16 protein-coding genes are annotated in these 14,260 nt (G+C 65.7%); 11 read left to right on the top strand and 5 right to left on the bottom strand.

The features are described from left to right. The first annotated feature begins 195 nt into the window (after window positions 1-195). Complete coding sequence (locus CXQ88_RS14035) at window positions 196-1,380, top strand: metallophosphoesterase family protein (protein ID WP_104044774.1); 1,185 nt, start codon at window positions 196-198, stop codon at window positions 1,378-1,380. Window positions 1,381-1,519: 139 nt separating this feature from the next. Here the strand turns inward: CXQ88_RS14035 and CXQ88_RS14030 are convergent, their stop codons facing one another. Next, on the bottom strand, window positions 1,520-1,846 hold the full coding sequence (locus tag CXQ88_RS14030) for a hypothetical protein (RefSeq protein ID WP_104044773.1): 327 nt from the start codon (window positions 1,844-1,846) through the stop codon (window positions 1,520-1,522). A gap of 55 nt (window positions 1,847-1,901) precedes the next feature. Here CXQ88_RS14030 and CXQ88_RS14025 point away from each other — a divergent pair, with 55 nt between their 5' ends. Next, a complete protein-coding gene (locus CXQ88_RS14025) occupies window positions 1,902-2,297 on the top strand; it encodes a DUF1801 domain-containing protein (RefSeq protein ID WP_104044772.1) in 396 nt (131 codons plus the stop codon). 41 nt (window positions 2,298-2,338) lie between these two features. On the opposite strand, the gene CXQ88_RS14020 is transcribed toward CXQ88_RS14025, so the two are convergent. Further along, on the bottom strand, window positions 2,339-3,262 hold the full coding sequence (locus CXQ88_RS14020) for an AraC family transcriptional regulator (protein ID WP_104044771.1): 924 nt from the start codon (window positions 3,260-3,262) through the stop codon (window positions 2,339-2,341). A gap of 275 nt (window positions 3,263-3,537) precedes the next feature. On the opposite strand from CXQ88_RS14020, the gene CXQ88_RS14015 reads away from it, so the two are divergent. From CXQ88_RS14015 to CXQ88_RS21580, 7 genes are all read left to right on the top strand, one after another. Beyond that, entirely contained in the window at window positions 3,538-4,890 is a 1,353-nt protein-coding gene (locus CXQ88_RS14015; RefSeq protein ID WP_104044770.1) for an ABC transporter substrate-binding protein, read from the top strand. Window positions 4,891-4,910: 20 nt separating this feature from the next. Continuing rightward, a complete protein-coding gene (locus CXQ88_RS14010) occupies window positions 4,911-5,879 on the top strand; it encodes a carbohydrate ABC transporter permease (RefSeq protein WP_104044769.1) in 969 nt (322 codons plus the stop codon). Beyond that, window positions 5,876-6,796, top strand: coding sequence for a carbohydrate ABC transporter permease (locus CXQ88_RS14005; protein WP_104044768.1), 921 nt, complete (start codon window positions 5,876-5,878; stop codon window positions 6,794-6,796). The genes CXQ88_RS14010 and CXQ88_RS14005 overlap by 4 nt, the downstream gene beginning before the upstream one ends. A 41-nt stretch (window positions 6,797-6,837) precedes the next feature. Continuing rightward, entirely contained in the window at window positions 6,838-7,896 is a 1,059-nt protein-coding gene (locus CXQ88_RS14000; RefSeq protein WP_104044767.1) for an NAD(P)-dependent alcohol dehydrogenase, read from the top strand. A 2-nt stretch (window positions 7,897-7,898) separates the two neighbouring features. Next, on the top strand, window positions 7,899-8,858 hold the full coding sequence (locus tag CXQ88_RS13995) for a carbohydrate kinase family protein (RefSeq protein WP_104044766.1): 960 nt from the start codon (window positions 7,899-7,901) through the stop codon (window positions 8,856-8,858). 4 nt (window positions 8,859-8,862) lie between these two features. Continuing rightward, window positions 8,863-10,338 (top strand): mannitol dehydrogenase family protein, encoded by a 1,476-nt coding sequence (locus CXQ88_RS13990; RefSeq protein WP_104044765.1) that lies wholly within the window; start codon window positions 8,863-8,865, stop codon window positions 10,336-10,338. A gap of 112 nt (window positions 10,339-10,450) precedes the next feature. After that, entirely contained in the window at window positions 10,451-10,900 is a 450-nt protein-coding gene (locus CXQ88_RS21580; RefSeq protein WP_146069214.1) for a hypothetical protein, read from the top strand. Window positions 10,901-10,916: 16 nt separating this feature from the next. On the opposite strand, the gene CXQ88_RS22385 is transcribed toward CXQ88_RS21580, so the two are convergent. The 3 genes from CXQ88_RS22385 to CXQ88_RS13975 form a co-directional block, all read right to left on the bottom strand. After that, window positions 10,917-11,384 carry a hypothetical protein gene (locus CXQ88_RS22385; RefSeq protein WP_258061871.1) on the bottom strand — a complete coding sequence of 156 codons (468 nt, stop codon included), beginning with the start codon at window positions 11,382-11,384 and terminating at the stop codon, window positions 10,917-10,919. Between the two features lie 69 nt (window positions 11,385-11,453). Then, window positions 11,454-11,777, bottom strand: coding sequence for a hypothetical protein (locus tag CXQ88_RS22380; protein ID WP_258061870.1), 324 nt, complete (start codon window positions 11,775-11,777; stop codon window positions 11,454-11,456). 2 nt (window positions 11,778-11,779) lie between these two features. Beyond that, window positions 11,780-12,292: a GNAT family N-acetyltransferase gene (locus CXQ88_RS13975; protein WP_104044763.1), complete on the bottom strand. Its 513-nt coding sequence runs from the start codon at window positions 12,290-12,292 to the stop codon at window positions 11,780-11,782. Between the two features lie 168 nt (window positions 12,293-12,460). Here CXQ88_RS13975 and CXQ88_RS13970 point away from each other — a divergent pair, with 168 nt between their 5' ends. Together CXQ88_RS13970 and CXQ88_RS13965 are read left to right on the top strand one after the other, a co-directional pair. Next, a complete protein-coding gene (locus CXQ88_RS13970; protein WP_104044762.1) occupies window positions 12,461-12,922 on the top strand; it encodes a MarR family winged helix-turn-helix transcriptional regulator in 462 nt (153 codons plus the stop codon). Then, window positions 12,919-14,178, top strand: a complete 1,260-nt coding sequence (locus CXQ88_RS13965; RefSeq protein WP_104044761.1) for an MFS transporter — start codon at window positions 12,919-12,921, stop codon at window positions 14,176-14,178. The genes CXQ88_RS13970 and CXQ88_RS13965 overlap by 4 nt, the downstream gene beginning before the upstream one ends. Window positions 14,179-14,260 lie beyond the last annotated feature (82 nt).

Below are 14,260 nucleotides of genomic sequence, written 5' to 3'. Positions count from 1 at the left end.
TCGGCAACGCCGGCGAATGCGGCGGTCATCAAGGTAAGCATACTTACTATCGACCCTCAGGGCCGCATCGCTCCCCGTCCACACCGGCGCCGCATCCGCTGTTCACCACGCGTTAGGAAACCGGATGCCAGGCCTTCCTACTGTCGCAGGGACGGCGGCCGGACGCGTGGCCGCGAAAAATGCAGGAAGGCAGCCATGACCATCAAAATCAACCAGCCCAGCTTCAGCAGGCGCACCGCTTTAGCGGCGGCCGGAACCCTCGGCGCGCTGGGAGCCGCAGTGGCCGCGGGAACCAGCGCCAACGCAGCTCCAGGGGCGAAGGCGCCCAAGCCAACCCTCGCGTTCCGCCCGGACGGCCGGTTCAAGGTAGTCCAGTTCAACGACACCCAGGACGATGAGCAGACGGACCGGCGCACCATCGAACTCATGGACCGGACCCTGGACGAGGAAAAGCCGGACTTTGTGGTGATCAACGGAGACGTCATCAACGGCGGCTGCGATACCGAACTGCAGGTCAAGCAGGCACTGAACCACGTGGTCCGGCCGATGGAAAGCCGCAAGATCCCGTGGGCCGTCACCTTCGGCAACCACGATGAGGACTCGGTGGCACGGACCGGGATGACCGAAGCCAAGATGCTGCAGTTCCTGCAGAGCTACGAGTTCAACGTCAACGGCGACACCACCGACGGCGTCACCGGAACCTCCAATTCGCTGCTGCTGGTCCAGTCCTCCAAGTCCAAGGACCCGGCATTCGGCCTCTGGCTGATCGACACCGGCCGCTACGCCCCGGACAGCATCAACGGCCAGGACTTCGAAGGCTACCCGGACTGGGACTGGGTACGCATGGACCAGGTCACCTGGTACCGGAACCTCTCCATCGCCACCGAGCAGAAGTACGGCAAGAAGGTCCCGTCCCTGATGTGGGGCCACATCGCCCTGCACGAGCACCGCAGCATGTGGTTCGCGAGCATCGATTCACGGACGGACGCGGACCACCAGCGCGCGATAAAAAAGCACAGCATCGCTGGCGAACGGAACGAGGACGAGTGTCCTGGCCCCTTCAACTCCGGCCTGTTCAACGCCTTCCTGGAGCGCGGCGACGTCCGCGGCTACTTCGTGGGCCACGACCACGTCAACACCTACGTGGGCAACTACTACGGCGTGGAACTCGGCTACGCACCCGGTACCGGCTTCGGTGCCTACGGGCTGCCGGGCGCCGACCGGAACAGGCTCCGCGGTGCGCGCGTCTTCGAGCTCGATGAAAACCACGCCGGGATCTACAAGGAGACCCGCCTGGTGTTCGCGAAGGACCTGGGCATCGACCTGGCGGCGAACGACCAGCCGATCACTCCCCTGCCCCTGAACCCGGCGCAGCTCTAGCGGCTACTTCCGGATCTCGGCCAGCCGCAGCCGGACCATCTCCGTCACCACGTAATCCGGAACGGGATGGTCCGGCGCCAATCACGGCAATGGCGGCCGACGGCGGGAGGCACCTTCCGCCGTCGGCCTCCCTGGTGCTCTAGGACTTTGCGGCGCGGATAGCCTTGCGGACGGCGGCGCCGACTGCCGAGATCACCGGGACCAGGCAGACCAGCGCCACGACGGTGTTGGGGCGGAACGCCACCTGCCCGTCCACGGACCGGTAGACGCCGAGCGGCAGCACCATGCCGCCTCCCCCACCGCCGGAGGCGCCCTCCTGCCCGGCCTCGCCGCCGCCGCCGAACCCGAAGGAGACCAGCGCCACCGGAATGACCTCTTCCCCTCCCAGCTGGACCGGGGAACCATAGGCCTTGGAAACGCCTACGTTCTTGAAAGTTTCAACCAGGGACGCAAAAGTATCAGCCATGGCTCCACCCTAGGAGCCCATGACAGCCGGCAACAGCCCTCGAAGGAGTTCACCGATGAGCTACGGGAAGGACCCCCGCGTCGACCAGTACATCGACCCCCTCCCACCATGGCAGCAGGACATCTGCCGGAAGGTGCGCGACCTGGTGCGCGCCGCCGATCCCGCCGTCGAGGAAACCATCAAGCGCACCGTCCAGCCGTACTTCGTCCTGCAGGGCAACGTCTGCGCGCTGCTTGCGGCAAAGGACCACGTGAACGTTTTCCTCTACGACGGGGGCATCACCCCGGACCCGCACAACATCATCACGGCGGGCCACGGCAACAAGACCGGCCGGATGATCTCGTACCACGAGGGCGAGTCCATCAACGAGGAAGCCCTGGTGGAGATGTTCCGTGCGATTATCGCCAACAACCGCGCCGGCGGCTGGCGGAAGCTCAAGGAAGGACAGTAGCGCGAGCCCTGCCCCCGCCGTCGTTTGTGACCAGCGCACCCTCAGCCCCGGAGGCGCTGGCGGTAATTCCTTGGTGTCTCCCCTGCGTCGCTCAAAAAATGCCGGTTGAAGTTGGACAGGTTTGAGAACCCCACCTCGTAGCAAATGTCGGAAATGGCCTTATCGGTGCGCTCCAGCAGGCGCCGCGCGTGGGCCAGGCGCAGCTTGCGGACCAGGTCGCTGAAGTTCTGGCCGGTGGCGCGCTTGAAGTATTTCGAGAACGTCGGCTCCGGCATACCCACCAGCGCGGCCGCCTCGGACATACTGACGCTGCCGGCATGGTTGCTGAACACGTACTCCAGGACAATGTCGACGACGGCGGCAGCCTGGCTGTCCAGCTGCGGCCGGAACCATTCCTCGGCAAGGTAACGCCGTTCCTCCTGCGGTGCCCGGACCAGGATCCCGAAGAGTGCAAAAAGATGCTGGAGCCGTGCCAGCCCGGTAGTGGCCCCCATCGCCTCAATGGCTGCCGCCGCAGTCTCGGCAGAGCGACCCAGGAACTCAATCCCGCGCTGCGACTGCTCCAGCAGGGGCCTCACCTCGGCCATCTCAGGGACCAGGGTGGCGGTCTGCTCAACCCATTTCCCGTCGAACTGGATCACGGCGTCCCGGTTTTCCAGCACCTCCCCAGGCTCCAGGTCGCTGACCCAGTCGTGCGGCAGCCCGGACCCCACCAGGGCGACGTGACCGGCCTCGAAGGTGCCGATGTGATCCCCGACGATGAATTTTCCGTTGCCCTTGCGGATGAGGTGGATCTCGTACTCGGGGTGGTAATTCCACCGCGCCACCGGGCTCGGGTAGCTGTGCTCAACCCACCGCACCGAGTGGTTCGGGTCCGGCGGGATGACCTCCCGGTTGGCCCGTATCCCGAGCAGCCTCTCGGCCAGCCTGGCGGTTGCTCGGTCGGCAGTTTCCGCGCCAGTCATGGTAGCTCCCCTACGTCGGAGGGTTATGAAATCTGGACAGCACACGAGCCGCCCTACCCCAGAGTAGCGCCTGCGAGAGGGACCAGCACTGGAAAATAAGTATCAGAAAGTGGCAACCAGGGCGCTAGTTGTGACCTATGTCGCCCGCCTAACCTTGAAGAACATCAGCGAGGTACACCGGAACTCCGGTCACAGCCCCCGCCCCGCCGGACACATCAACGCAGCAGTTGAGGTGCACCGGTTCTGCACTTTCCTGAAGAACAAAGGAGTCCTTAATGCGCTCAAAAACGCGCGCTGCCGTCCTGTCAGCCGGAGCCCTCTGCATCGCCCTGAGTGCCTCGGCCTGTGCAGGTGCCGGCGGCGGCAATTCTGCCGGCGACCCGAACAGCATCAGTGTCCTGATGGTGAACAACCCCCAGATGGAGGACCTGCAACGACTCACCGCAGAGAACTTCACCAAGGAAACCGGGATCAGGGTCAATTACACGATCCTGCCGGAGAACGATGTCCGGGCCAAGATCAGCCAGGAGTTCTCCAGCCAGGCCGGCCAGTACGACGTCGCGTCCCTCTCCAACTACGAAATCCCGTTCTATTCCGCGAACGGCTGGCTCGCCCCTCTGGACGATGTGGCCAAGGATCCGGAGTTTGACCAGGACGACATCCTGCCCGCCTACACCGCATCCCTCACCGGTGAGGACGGCAAGCTTTACGGCGAACCGTTCTACGGCGAGTCCTCATTCCTGATGTACCGCAAGGACATCCTGGAGGCCAAGGGCCTGACCATGCCGGCGAAGCCCACCTGGGATGAGGTCGCGGACATCGCGGCGAAGGTAGACGGCGCGGAACCTGGGATGAAGGGCATCTGCCTCCGCGGCCAGCCGGGCTGGGGCCAGGTCTTCGCACCGCTGACCACCGTGGTGAACACCTTCGGCGGGACCTGGTTCGACAAGGACTGGAACGCCCAGGTCAACTCCCCGGAGTTCACCGAGGCAGTTGAGTTTTACACGAAACTGGTCCGCGAGCATGGTGAAGCAGGAGCCGCGCAGGCCGGGTTCACCGAGTGCCTTAACAACATGAGCCAGAGCACAGTGGCCATGTGGTACGACGCAACCTCCGCCGCAGGCGCCCTGGAAGCCGAGGACTCCCCGGTCAAGGGCAAGATCGGCTATGCCCAGGCCCCGGTGAAGGAAACCAAGTCGTCCGGCTGGCTGTGGACCTGGTCCTGGGCCATGCAGGCCGCCTCCAAGAAGCAGGACGCTGCCGAGAAATTCATCGCCTGGGCAAGCTCCAGGGACTACGAGGAACTCGTCGCCTCCGAGCTTGGCTGGGCCAAGGTCCCGTCCGGCAAGCGGATCTCCACCTACGAAAACGCCGAGTTCCAGAAGGCCGCCCCGTTCTTCGAGGCAGAACGCTTCGCCATCGAGAACGCCGACCCGAAGAACCCCGGCGCCCAGGAACGTCCCGCCGTTGGCATCCAGTTCGTGGGCATCCCCGAATTCGCCGCCCTGGGCACCAACGCCTCCCAGGGCGTCAGCTCCGCCATCGCCGGCCAAGGCAGCGTGGCCGACGCGCTGGCCAAAGGCCAGGAAGCCGCCCAAAAGGTCGGCAACAAGTACAAGCAGCCCTAACCGAACCGCAGGAGAACATCATGACTACCGCAACGGCGCGCATCTCCCGCCCGGGACACCACGCAGCCAAACCTTCACGGGATGCCAAGTCGCGCGAACGCGCCCTGGCCTGGGCACGGCGTGCACCGCTGCTCCCGGCCCTGGTCTTCCTCATCCTGGTCACCCAGCTTCCGTTCGTGGTGACCCTGATCATCTCGTTCATGAACTGGAACAGCCTCAGCCCGGACAAGACCGCCTTCGCCGGCCTGGAAAACTACGCCACCGTCCTCACGGACCCTGACCTGCGCCTGGCAATCTTCACCACCATCCTCCTCACCGTCTCCGTAGTGCTGATCAGCCTGCTCATCGGACTCGGCCTGGCCCTGCTGCTGGACAAGAAGTTCATCGGCCGCGGCCTTGTACGCACCCTGCTGATCGCCCCGTTCCTGGTGGTTCCCGTGGCAGCGGCCCTGATCTGGAAGCACGCCCTGCTCAACCCCACCTACGGGCTGATCAACGGCATCCTCACTTGGGTGTGGTCCCTGTTCGGCAGCGCCGCGGCGCCGCAACTGGACCTGCTCTCGCAGGCACCAATGATGGCCGTGATCCTCTCCCTGGTGTGGCAGTGGACACCGTTTATGATGCTCATCCTGCTGGCCGGCCTGCAGTCCCGCCCCATGGACACCGTGGAAGCTGCCCAGATGGACGGCGCCACCCCGTGGGCGATCTTCCGCCACCTGACGCTGCCGCACCTGCGCCAGTACCTGGAACTCGGCGGACTGCTCGGTGCGATCTACATCGTGCAGAACTTCGATGCCGTCTTCACCCTCACCGCCGGCGGACTGGGCACCGCAAACCTGCCCTACGCCATCTACCAGACCTTCTACTTCGCCAACGAATACGGTCTGGCATCCGCCGCCGGCGTCGTGGTGGTCATCGGCACCATCATCGTGGCGACCTTCGCCCTCCGCACCGTCTTTTCACTCTTCAAGAAGGAGGCAGCACGATGAGCACCCTCACCCCCGCTGCACCACAGAGCACACCGCCCGGCCCCACCGCCCTGAACACCGGCCGCACCCCCCGGCGCGGCAAGTCCCGCATGGACCCCACCCGCAACAACACCGCCGCAGGCATCGCGGCCTGGCTGCTCGCACTGCTCTTCGCAGTCCCGGTCCTGTGGATGATCCTCACCTCGTTCCACTCCGAAACCGACGCGGCCACGAACCCGCCCTCGATCGCCGCGAACCTCACCCTGGACGCGTACCGGGAATTCTTCGGCGAAACCTCCGGCGTCAGCCCCTGGCCGTCCCTGATCAACTCCGCCACTGCCTCGATCCTGTCCACGGTCCTCGTGCTGCTCCTGGCCTTCCCGGCCGCGTACGCGCTCTCCATCCGGCCGGTGAAGAAGTGGACCGACGTGATGTTCTTCTTCCTCTCCACCAAAATGATGCCCGTCGTGGCTGCGATCCTGCCGCTCTACCTCTTCGCCCGGACCGTGGGGGCCCTGGACAACATCTGGTTCCTGATCCTGATGTACACCTCCATGAACCTGCCTATCGCGGTCTGGATGATGCGCTCGTTCCTTGCTGAAGTTCCGGAGGAAATGCTGGAGGCGGCACAGATCGACGGCGCCAACCTCTTGCTCATCCTGCGCAAGGTCATCGCCCCAGTGGCCATGCCCGGCATCGCCGCCACCGCCCTGATCTGCTTCATCTTCAGCTGGAACGAACTGCTCCTTGCCCGGGTCCTCACCGGCGTCGTGGCAGGCACCGCCCCGGTGTTCCTCACCGGATTCGTCTCCGGGCAGGGCCTCTTCCTCGCCCAGGTCTGCGCCGCCGCCGTCGTGATCTCCCTGCCGGTGCTGTTCGCAGGCTTCGCGGCCCAGGACAAGCTGGTCCAGGGTCTCTCCCTCGGCGCCGTGAAATAACCCGCCGGTTTCCCCGCAAAACTCTTTCAAGGACTACTTCGATGACAACAACAACCACCCAGTCACCTGCCACCGGCTCCGGCCTGCCAGCCACCATGCGCGCCAACATCCTCAAGAGCCAGGGCGACATGGCCATGGAGACCCTGCCCCTTCCGCAGCTCGACGCCGACCAGGTCCTGGTGCAGGTGGCCGCCGTCGGCGTCTGCGGCAGCGACGTCCACTACTACGAGCACGGCCGGATCGGCCCCTACGTGGTGGACCATCCGCTCATCCTCGGCCACGAACTCTCGGGCCGGATCGCCGCCGTCGGAAGCGCCGTGGACCCCGCCCGCGTTGCCCAGCGCGTCGCCGTCGAACCCCAGCGCCCCTGCCGCAAGTGCAAGCAGTGCAAGGCAGGACGCTACAACCTCTGCCCGGACATCGAGTTCTACGCAACACCCCCGATCGACGGCGCCTTCGCCGAGTATGTGACCATCCAGAGTGACTTCGCCTACGACATCCCGGACAGCGTCAGCGACGAAGCCGCCGCCCTCATCGAACCGCTCTCCGTTGGCCTCTGGGCCTGCGAGCGGGCCGGGATCAAGCCCGGCAGCCGGGTGCTGATCGCCGGTGCCGGGCCCATCGGCATCATCGCTGCCCAGGCCGCCCGCGCTTTCGGCGCCACCGAAATCTACATCAGCGACGTCGCCGAGGACCGGTTGGCGTTTGCGCTCGAACACGGCGCCACACACGCGCTCAACGCGAAGACGGACAGCGTTGAAGGGCTCGACGTCGACGCGTTCATCGACGCCTCCGGCGCACCCCAGGCAGTCCGGTCCGGGATCAAGGCCGTTGCCCCGGCCGGACGAGTGATCCTGGTGGGGCTCGGCGCCGACGACGTCGAACTCCCCGTCTCCTACCTGCAAAACCGGGAGATCTGGCTCTCCGGCGTCTTCCGCTACACCAACACCTGGCCACTGGCCATCCAGCTCATCGCCGACGGAAAGGTGGACCTGGACATCCTCGTCACCGGCAAGTTCGCCCTCGCCGAATCCGAGGAAGCCCTCAAGGCCGGCAAACAGCCCGGCCAGCTCAAAGCCGTCGTCTACCCGGGCCGCTGACCATGTTTACGGTCATCGGCGAGTCCCTCGTTGACATCATCGACGCCCCGCGGGGAGCCGCGCGGCAGACGCATCCTGGCGGCAGCCCGCTCAACGTCGCGGTCGGCGGCGCACGCCTTGGCCTGCGCACCACGCTCGTCACGCACTTCGCCGAAGACCCGCACGGGCACCTGATCGCCGACCACCTGCGCAGTAACGGCGTGGAAGGCATTGTGGGAGGTTCCTCCCCCACGTCGTCCGCGCTGGCAACACTGGACAGCACCGGAGCAGCCGAGTACACGTTCTCGATCACCTGGGACATCAACGGCGCGTCCATCCCTGCCCTGGAAGCGGTGGAGAGCTCGCTTCACGTCCATACCGGCTCCATTGCCACCGTTGTTGCTCCCGGGAGCAACGCGGTCCGCGGGCTGGTGGAGGCTGCGCGTCCGCACGCCACCGTCAGCTTCGATCCGAACTGCCGGCCAGCGATCAGCCTCGACGCGGACGCGGCCCGGCGCGAGGCTGAAGACTTTGTGGCTGCCAGTGACATCGTTAAAGCGAGCGACGAGGATCTGCACTGGCTCTACCCCGGCAGGACTCATGATGAGTCGCTGGCCGCTTGGCTGGAGCTGGGCCCGGCAGTGGTGGCGCTGACGCGCGGCGCGGACGGGCCGGTAATCCTGACCCCGCAGGGGCGTGTGGAGATACCCGGTGAAACTGTCACGGTGGCGGACACGGTCGGGGCGGGCGACTCCTTTATGGCGGCCCTGATTTCGGGCCTGGCGCAGCTGGACGCGCTGGGCGCCGCGAACAGGCTGCGGCTGCGGAGCCTCTCCCTCGAAGAACTGAATGCCCTGGCGGCCTACGCGAACCGGGCCGCCGCCATCACCTGTTCCCGGCCGGGCGCGAATCCACCCGCGTCGGGCGAGCTGGGGTCACTGGCCGGAACGCTGCCCGATTTCCTCGCGACTGCGGAAGGTTAGCCTCATGACTGCACTTGAAACCGGCGTGCTCGCCCGACTGCCTGCTTCCCTGGCAGTACCCTCCTACGACCGGAGCACGCTGACGGCGGGAATCGTCCACTTCGGCGTAGGCGGGTTCCACCGGGCCCACCAGGCTATGTACCTGGACCGGCTGATGAACGCAGGAGAGGCCCGCGACTGGGCCATCTGCGGGGTGGGCGTGCTGCCCGGCGACGCCCGCATGAAGCAGGTCATGGACAGCCAGGACTGCCTCTACACCCTGGTGGTCAAAAACCCGGACGGGACGCGGGAAGGGCGCGTCATCGGCTCGATCATCGAGTACCTTTTCGCTCCTGACAACCCGGAGGCCGTCATCGAAAAAATGGCTTCCGACGCCGTCCGGATCGTCTCGCTCACCGTCACCGAAGGCGGCTACAACTTCCACCACGTCAGCGGCGAATTCGACGCCGGCAACCCCGACGTGCTGCACGACCTCCAGCCGGGTGCAGCACCCCGGACAACCTTCGGCCTCATCACCGAAGCCCTGGCCCGCCGTCGTGCACAGGGCCTGGCACCCTTCACCGTGATGTCCTGCGACAACATCCAGGGCAACGGCGGCGTGGCACGCAGGATGTTCACTGCCTTCGCCACCCTCAAGGACCCGGACCTCGGCAGCTGGGTCACCGCAAACGTTCCCTTCCCCAACAGCATGGTGGACCGGATCACCCCGGTCACCACAGACGCCGACCGGGCCACGGTTTCGGAAGAGTTCGGCGTCGAAGACGCCTGGCCGGGGGTGTGCGAGCCGTTCGAACAATGGGTTCTCGAGGACAGGTTCAGCCTCGGGCGCCCGCCCTTTGAGGACGCCGGGGTCCAGCTCGTCGCGGACGTTGAACCGTACGAACTGATGAAACTCCGCCTCCTCAACGCCAGTCACCAGGGCATGTGCTACTTCGGCTACCTGGCCGGCTACCGCTACGCCCACGAGGTTGCCCAGGACCCGTTGTTTGCGCAGTTCCTGCTGGGCTTCATGGACCGGGAAGCCACTCCCACCCTCGAACCCGTGCCGGGCATTGACCTGAACACCTATAAGCACACCCTGATCGAGCGGTTCTCCAACGAGTACGTCCGGGACACCCTGGCCCGTCTCTGTGCAGAAAGCTCAGACCGGATCCCCAAGTGGCTGTTGCCGGTCATCCGGATCAACCTCGAACGGGGCGGTGAGATCGCCCGGTCCGCCGCCATCGTGGCCAGCTGGGCCCGCTATGCCGAAGGCACCGACGAGCAGGGAAACCCGATCGACGTCGTCGACCGCCTCAAGGACAAACTCATGACCGCCGCATCACGGCAGCGGCAGGAACCGCTGGCCTTCATCTCCGACCGGGAGGTTTTCGGCGACCTGATCGACAACCAGCAGTTCGTGACGGCCTATTCCCACGCTATGGAGAACCTCCGCACCCGGGGCGCGCGGGCAACTCTCGAAGCATTGGCATCCCTCTAGGACGGATCCGGGATGGGCGGCTGGACCGCCAGGCCGCCGATCCTCGTCAAAAGCGCCAATCCATGCTCTGATGAATAACAAAAGTGATGGATTCCCATGCCAGGGAGTAACCATGAGCAGCAATCTCGAACCACTGATTCCGGCCCCACTCGATGGGCGCAAGATCTGGGTTGTAATACTGGGCTTTGCAGCCGCCATGTGCTGGTGGCTCGGGATTGTGGGGGTGATCGTCAGCGGAGGCGGTGGCCAGGCACTGCAAGTATTCCTGGCGGTTCCCGTCCTGGTGACCGTCGGAACGGCGCTGGCCGCTCATCAACGGCATCGCCGTCGTCGGGGCGCCAAACACGTCCGCCAACCCCACAGCCACAAGATGCGGCGGGGTTTGCCTGCGAAAGGCAGTTCCGTGGTCCTTCTTTGTGGCTTCACCGCGGCGCTCTGCTGGTGGATTGCGATTGTTGCAGTGGCGACCACCGGCGGCGGCACCCAAGTCTTCCTGGCCATTCCCGTGCTGGCGAGCGTCGTAACGTTCCTGGCCGCCCGGAAGCGTCCAGCTGCAGCCTGAACTGTGGATCCCCGTACTACTTCACCCAGCCAATCTTTTGTAGCCAGCCGATCAGGATGGGCAGGACAACGGAACTTTGCATCGCGCCGAGGTGATCGAGCCCGGGCACAACCTGCACGTCCCAGCCGGCGGCGGTGAGCTCGTCCCGGTGTTTGGCCAGCGGCTCGCCGATGCTCACGCGGACACCGCCCCACTGCGGGCTGTAGTCGATCTGGTCGTCGGCCCCGGCGAAGGCAAGACAGGACAGGCCGGGCGGCACGCCGGCTGCGCCGTCGTCGAAATCCTGAAGCGCTTCGTAAAGGGTGACGAACTGCCGTGTCTGGGCCTCGGTGGTCTCGACGGCAACAGAGTCCCAGTGCCCCGGCTCGGCGTCTTCGACGGTAACAGCGGACGGGTCCGGCGGCCGGGAGGACGCGGCGTGTGCGGCACGGGTGACGGCCAGCATGCTCCGGTACGGCCCCTCCCGCGGCGTGAAACCGCCCATCGCGAGCACCCGGAGGCGGTTGCTGCGGAGGGCCAGCTGTAGACCGGCCAGCGCCAGCCAGGAGTAGCCTTAGTAGCCAAAGGCATCGGCGCCGCCCGCATCAGCGATGGCCAGCAGGTCAGCCACGAGGTTGTCGGGAGTGAGGGTCTCCGCCGCGGGCTGTGCCATTCGGTGGCCTTCGTAGTCGGCCACGATGACGCGGTTTGTGCCCGAGAGCCCGGCCACCAAAGCTGGCCCCAGATCAGGATCGCCGCCCCATTTGCGCATGGTCTCCGCTTCAGCTGGCTGATACGGCTTGAGCCGGACGGGCAGCAGCAGCGCGGGCCCGTCTCCGTGGATGGAGACGGGAATGATCGAACCGTCGTGAAGTACAGCCTCAGCAGCAGCAGACATCGTCAGCCCCCTCGGTGTTCCCGCCCGTCCCGCACCATCCGTATCTCCGGCATGCCTTCCCACTCGGGCGGCAGTAGCCCGCGCTTACCGTCCGGCCGGAAACCGTGCCTGCGGTAGAAAGCCTGTGCCCGCGGGTTGTCCTCGAGCACCCAAAGGTACGCCGGGGACTCCCCGATTGCGGCACCCATCAGGGCCGCCCCCAAACCCCTGCCCTGCGCACGGCCCAGGATGTAGATCGAATACAGCTCCAGCGGAACGGGACCGTCCTCGTCCCGGCCAGGTCCGGCGTCGGCCAGTCCCACCACCTCGCCATGAGAGTCAAGGGCGATGATCCGCGGGTGAGGAACGTCCAGGTACTTCCGACGGCGGTCCACGCGTTCCGGAATTGCCTCCCGGCGGGCGGCGAAAAAGGCCGGGGACAGCAGATGGGGGTAGCACTCCTCATGGGACAGCGTGTGCATCAGCACCACTGCCTCTGCATCCTCAGGAGTGGCTTGGCGAAGCAGATAATCCATACCTCAGGCTAACCAACCCACCTACCGTTTTGGGGAGACGGCGCCCTGCCTGCTGTCCGGTGACGCAAATCAACCTCCTCAAACCTTGCCGACCCTTCAATACCGCAGCATACTTATTAGCAGGACTAATTAGCAGTGCTAAGCATCTTCAGGAGGCGCAACGCGAGCGTGACAACAACCAACACTGAGAGCAGCGAAAGTACGGAACCGGCCAGCCCCGACAACCTGGCCATAGACCTCCGCACGGCCGTGATGCGCACTTCCCGCCGGCTCCGCGTCGAGGCAACCGGCGAGGTGATTACCCCGGGCCAGTACACAGTGCTGGCCCAGCTGAACGGCAACGGGGCGCAGACCCTCCGCACCCTCGCCGAACGGGAGCACGTGCAGGCCCCGTCCATGACCCGGATAGTCAATGCCCTCGCTGAGCAGGGTTTCGTATCGAGAGCGGCAAACCCTGACGACGGCCGACAGGTCCACGTGGACATCACCGACGCCGGGCGGGCAGTTTTGGCGGAAGCCCGGACCCAGCGGACAGCGTGGCTGGCCCAGCGCGTGGCCGGTTTGAGCGAAGAGGACCGCCTGGTCCTGAGCCGCGCCGCGCACATCCTGCAGGAGATGAGCGGCAAATGAGCGCCATGTTCCGGGCTTTGGAAAACCGCAACTACCGGATCTGGGCCGCAGGGGCGCTGGTCTCCAACGTTGGCACTTGGATGCAGCGGGTGGCACAGGACTGGCTGGTCCTGACGGTCCTCACCAACCATTCGGGCGCCGCCGTCGGCATCACCACCTCCCTGCAGTTCCTGCCCATGCTGCTGCTCGGACCCTACGGCGGGGTCCTGGCCGACCGGTACCGCAAGCGGGTGATCCTCCTGTGGACGCAGGTGGCCATGGGCCTGACCGGGCTGGTGCTGGGACTCCTGGTGGTGACCGGCAGCGCCCAACTGTGGCACGCCTACCTTGCCGCCCTCTGCCTCGGAATCGCCGGTGCCATCGACGCACCGTCACGCCAGGCGTTCGTTTCCGAACTTGTGGGACAGGACAACATCTCCAACGCCGTCGCGTTGAACTCCGCGTCCTTCAACACCGCCAGGCTCACCGGCCCCGCCGTCGCCGGGCTGCTGATCGCATGGGTGGGCACCGGACCGGTGTTCCTGATCAACGCCGCCAGCTTCGCCGCCGTCATCATCTCGCTGTTCCGGATCCGCACTCCGGAATTGGCCCCGGCTGCACAAGCCAGCCGCAGCAAACACCAGGTCGCCGAAGGCGTGCGCTATGTCCGGCAGCGGCCGGACCTGGTGTTGATCATGGTCCTCGTGGGCATCCTCGGCGCCTTCGGCATGAACTTCCCCATCATCAATGCGCTGATGGCCACCGTCGAGTTCGGAATGGGCCCCGGCGAATTCGGACTCCTCGGGTCCATCATGGCCGTGGGCACACTGGCTGGTGCGCTGCTCGCGGCGCGCAGGGCCGGGCCGCGGCTGCGGTACCTGCTGGGCGGGGCGCTCGGGCTCGGGTTCTTCACGCTCCTGGGCAGCGTATCGCCGTCATTCTGGCTGTATGCCGTGGTACTGATCCCTGTTGGCCTGGCGTCCATCACCTTCCTGAACAGCTGCAACACCAGCATCCAGCTCTCGGTGGAGCCCCAGTTCCGCGGCCGGGTACTGGCCCTCTACCTGGCGGTCCTCCAGGGCGGCACCGCCGTGGGGGCACCGCTGATGGGCTGGATCGGCTCGGAGTTCGGTGCACGCTGGTCCGTGGCCGCCGGCGGTGTGGTGGTTTTGGTAACTGCACTGTTCGCCGTGATCGTGGTCAGCCGGAGGAGCCACATGACCTTCCGCGACAACCTACGCATCGTATTCCGCAGGCGGCGCCAGCCGGCACTCTAAACACCGGACGACGGCGTCGGCCGACATCCGCCAGCTCAGAGCCTCAGGTGAGGCTGCTTCGAGTGGCGGGTGCCGCCGTCGT

Source organism: Arthrobacter sp. ZGTC412 (assembly GCF_002929215.1).
Lineage (GTDB): Bacteria > Actinomycetota > Actinomycetes > Actinomycetales > Micrococcaceae > Arthrobacter.
Note: the sequence above shows the minus strand (reverse complement) of the source record. Positions and strands in the feature narration are given on the sequence as shown.

Coding starts and splice junctions, on each gene's coding strand:
- CXQ88_RS14035 (WP_104044774.1), top strand. CDS start 196: ATGACCATCAAAATCAACCAGCCCAGCTTCAGCAGGCGCACCGCTTTA.
- CXQ88_RS14030 (WP_104044773.1), bottom strand. CDS start 1,846: ATGGCTGATACTTTTGCGTCCCTGGTTGAAACTTTCAAGAACGTAGGC.
- CXQ88_RS14025 (WP_104044772.1), top strand. CDS start 1,902: ATGAGCTACGGGAAGGACCCCCGCGTCGACCAGTACATCGACCCCCTC.
- CXQ88_RS14020 (WP_104044771.1), bottom strand. CDS start 3,262: ATGACTGGCGCGGAAACTGCCGACCGAGCAACCGCCAGGCTGGCCGAG.
- CXQ88_RS14015 (WP_104044770.1), top strand. CDS start 3,538: ATGCGCTCAAAAACGCGCGCTGCCGTCCTGTCAGCCGGAGCCCTCTGC.
- CXQ88_RS14010 (WP_104044769.1), top strand. CDS start 4,911: ATGACTACCGCAACGGCGCGCATCTCCCGCCCGGGACACCACGCAGCC.
- CXQ88_RS14005 (WP_104044768.1), top strand. CDS start 5,876: ATGAGCACCCTCACCCCCGCTGCACCACAGAGCACACCGCCCGGCCCC.
- CXQ88_RS14000 (WP_104044767.1), top strand. CDS start 6,838: ATGACAACAACAACCACCCAGTCACCTGCCACCGGCTCCGGCCTGCCA.
- CXQ88_RS13995 (WP_104044766.1), top strand. CDS start 7,899: ATGTTTACGGTCATCGGCGAGTCCCTCGTTGACATCATCGACGCCCCG.
- CXQ88_RS13990 (WP_104044765.1), top strand. CDS start 8,863: ATGACTGCACTTGAAACCGGCGTGCTCGCCCGACTGCCTGCTTCCCTG.
- CXQ88_RS21580 (WP_146069214.1), top strand. CDS start 10,451: ATGAGCAGCAATCTCGAACCACTGATTCCGGCCCCACTCGATGGGCGC.
- CXQ88_RS22385 (WP_258061871.1), bottom strand. CDS start 11,384: ATGGGCGGTTTCACGCCGCGGGAGGGGCCGTACCGGAGCATGCTGGCC.
- CXQ88_RS22380 (WP_258061870.1), bottom strand. CDS start 11,777: ATGTCTGCTGCTGCTGAGGCTGTACTTCACGACGGTTCGATCATTCCC.
- CXQ88_RS13975 (WP_104044763.1), bottom strand. CDS start 12,292: ATGGATTATCTGCTTCGCCAAGCCACTCCTGAGGATGCAGAGGCAGTG.
- CXQ88_RS13965 (WP_104044761.1), top strand. CDS start 12,919: ATGAGCGCCATGTTCCGGGCTTTGGAAAACCGCAACTACCGGATCTGG.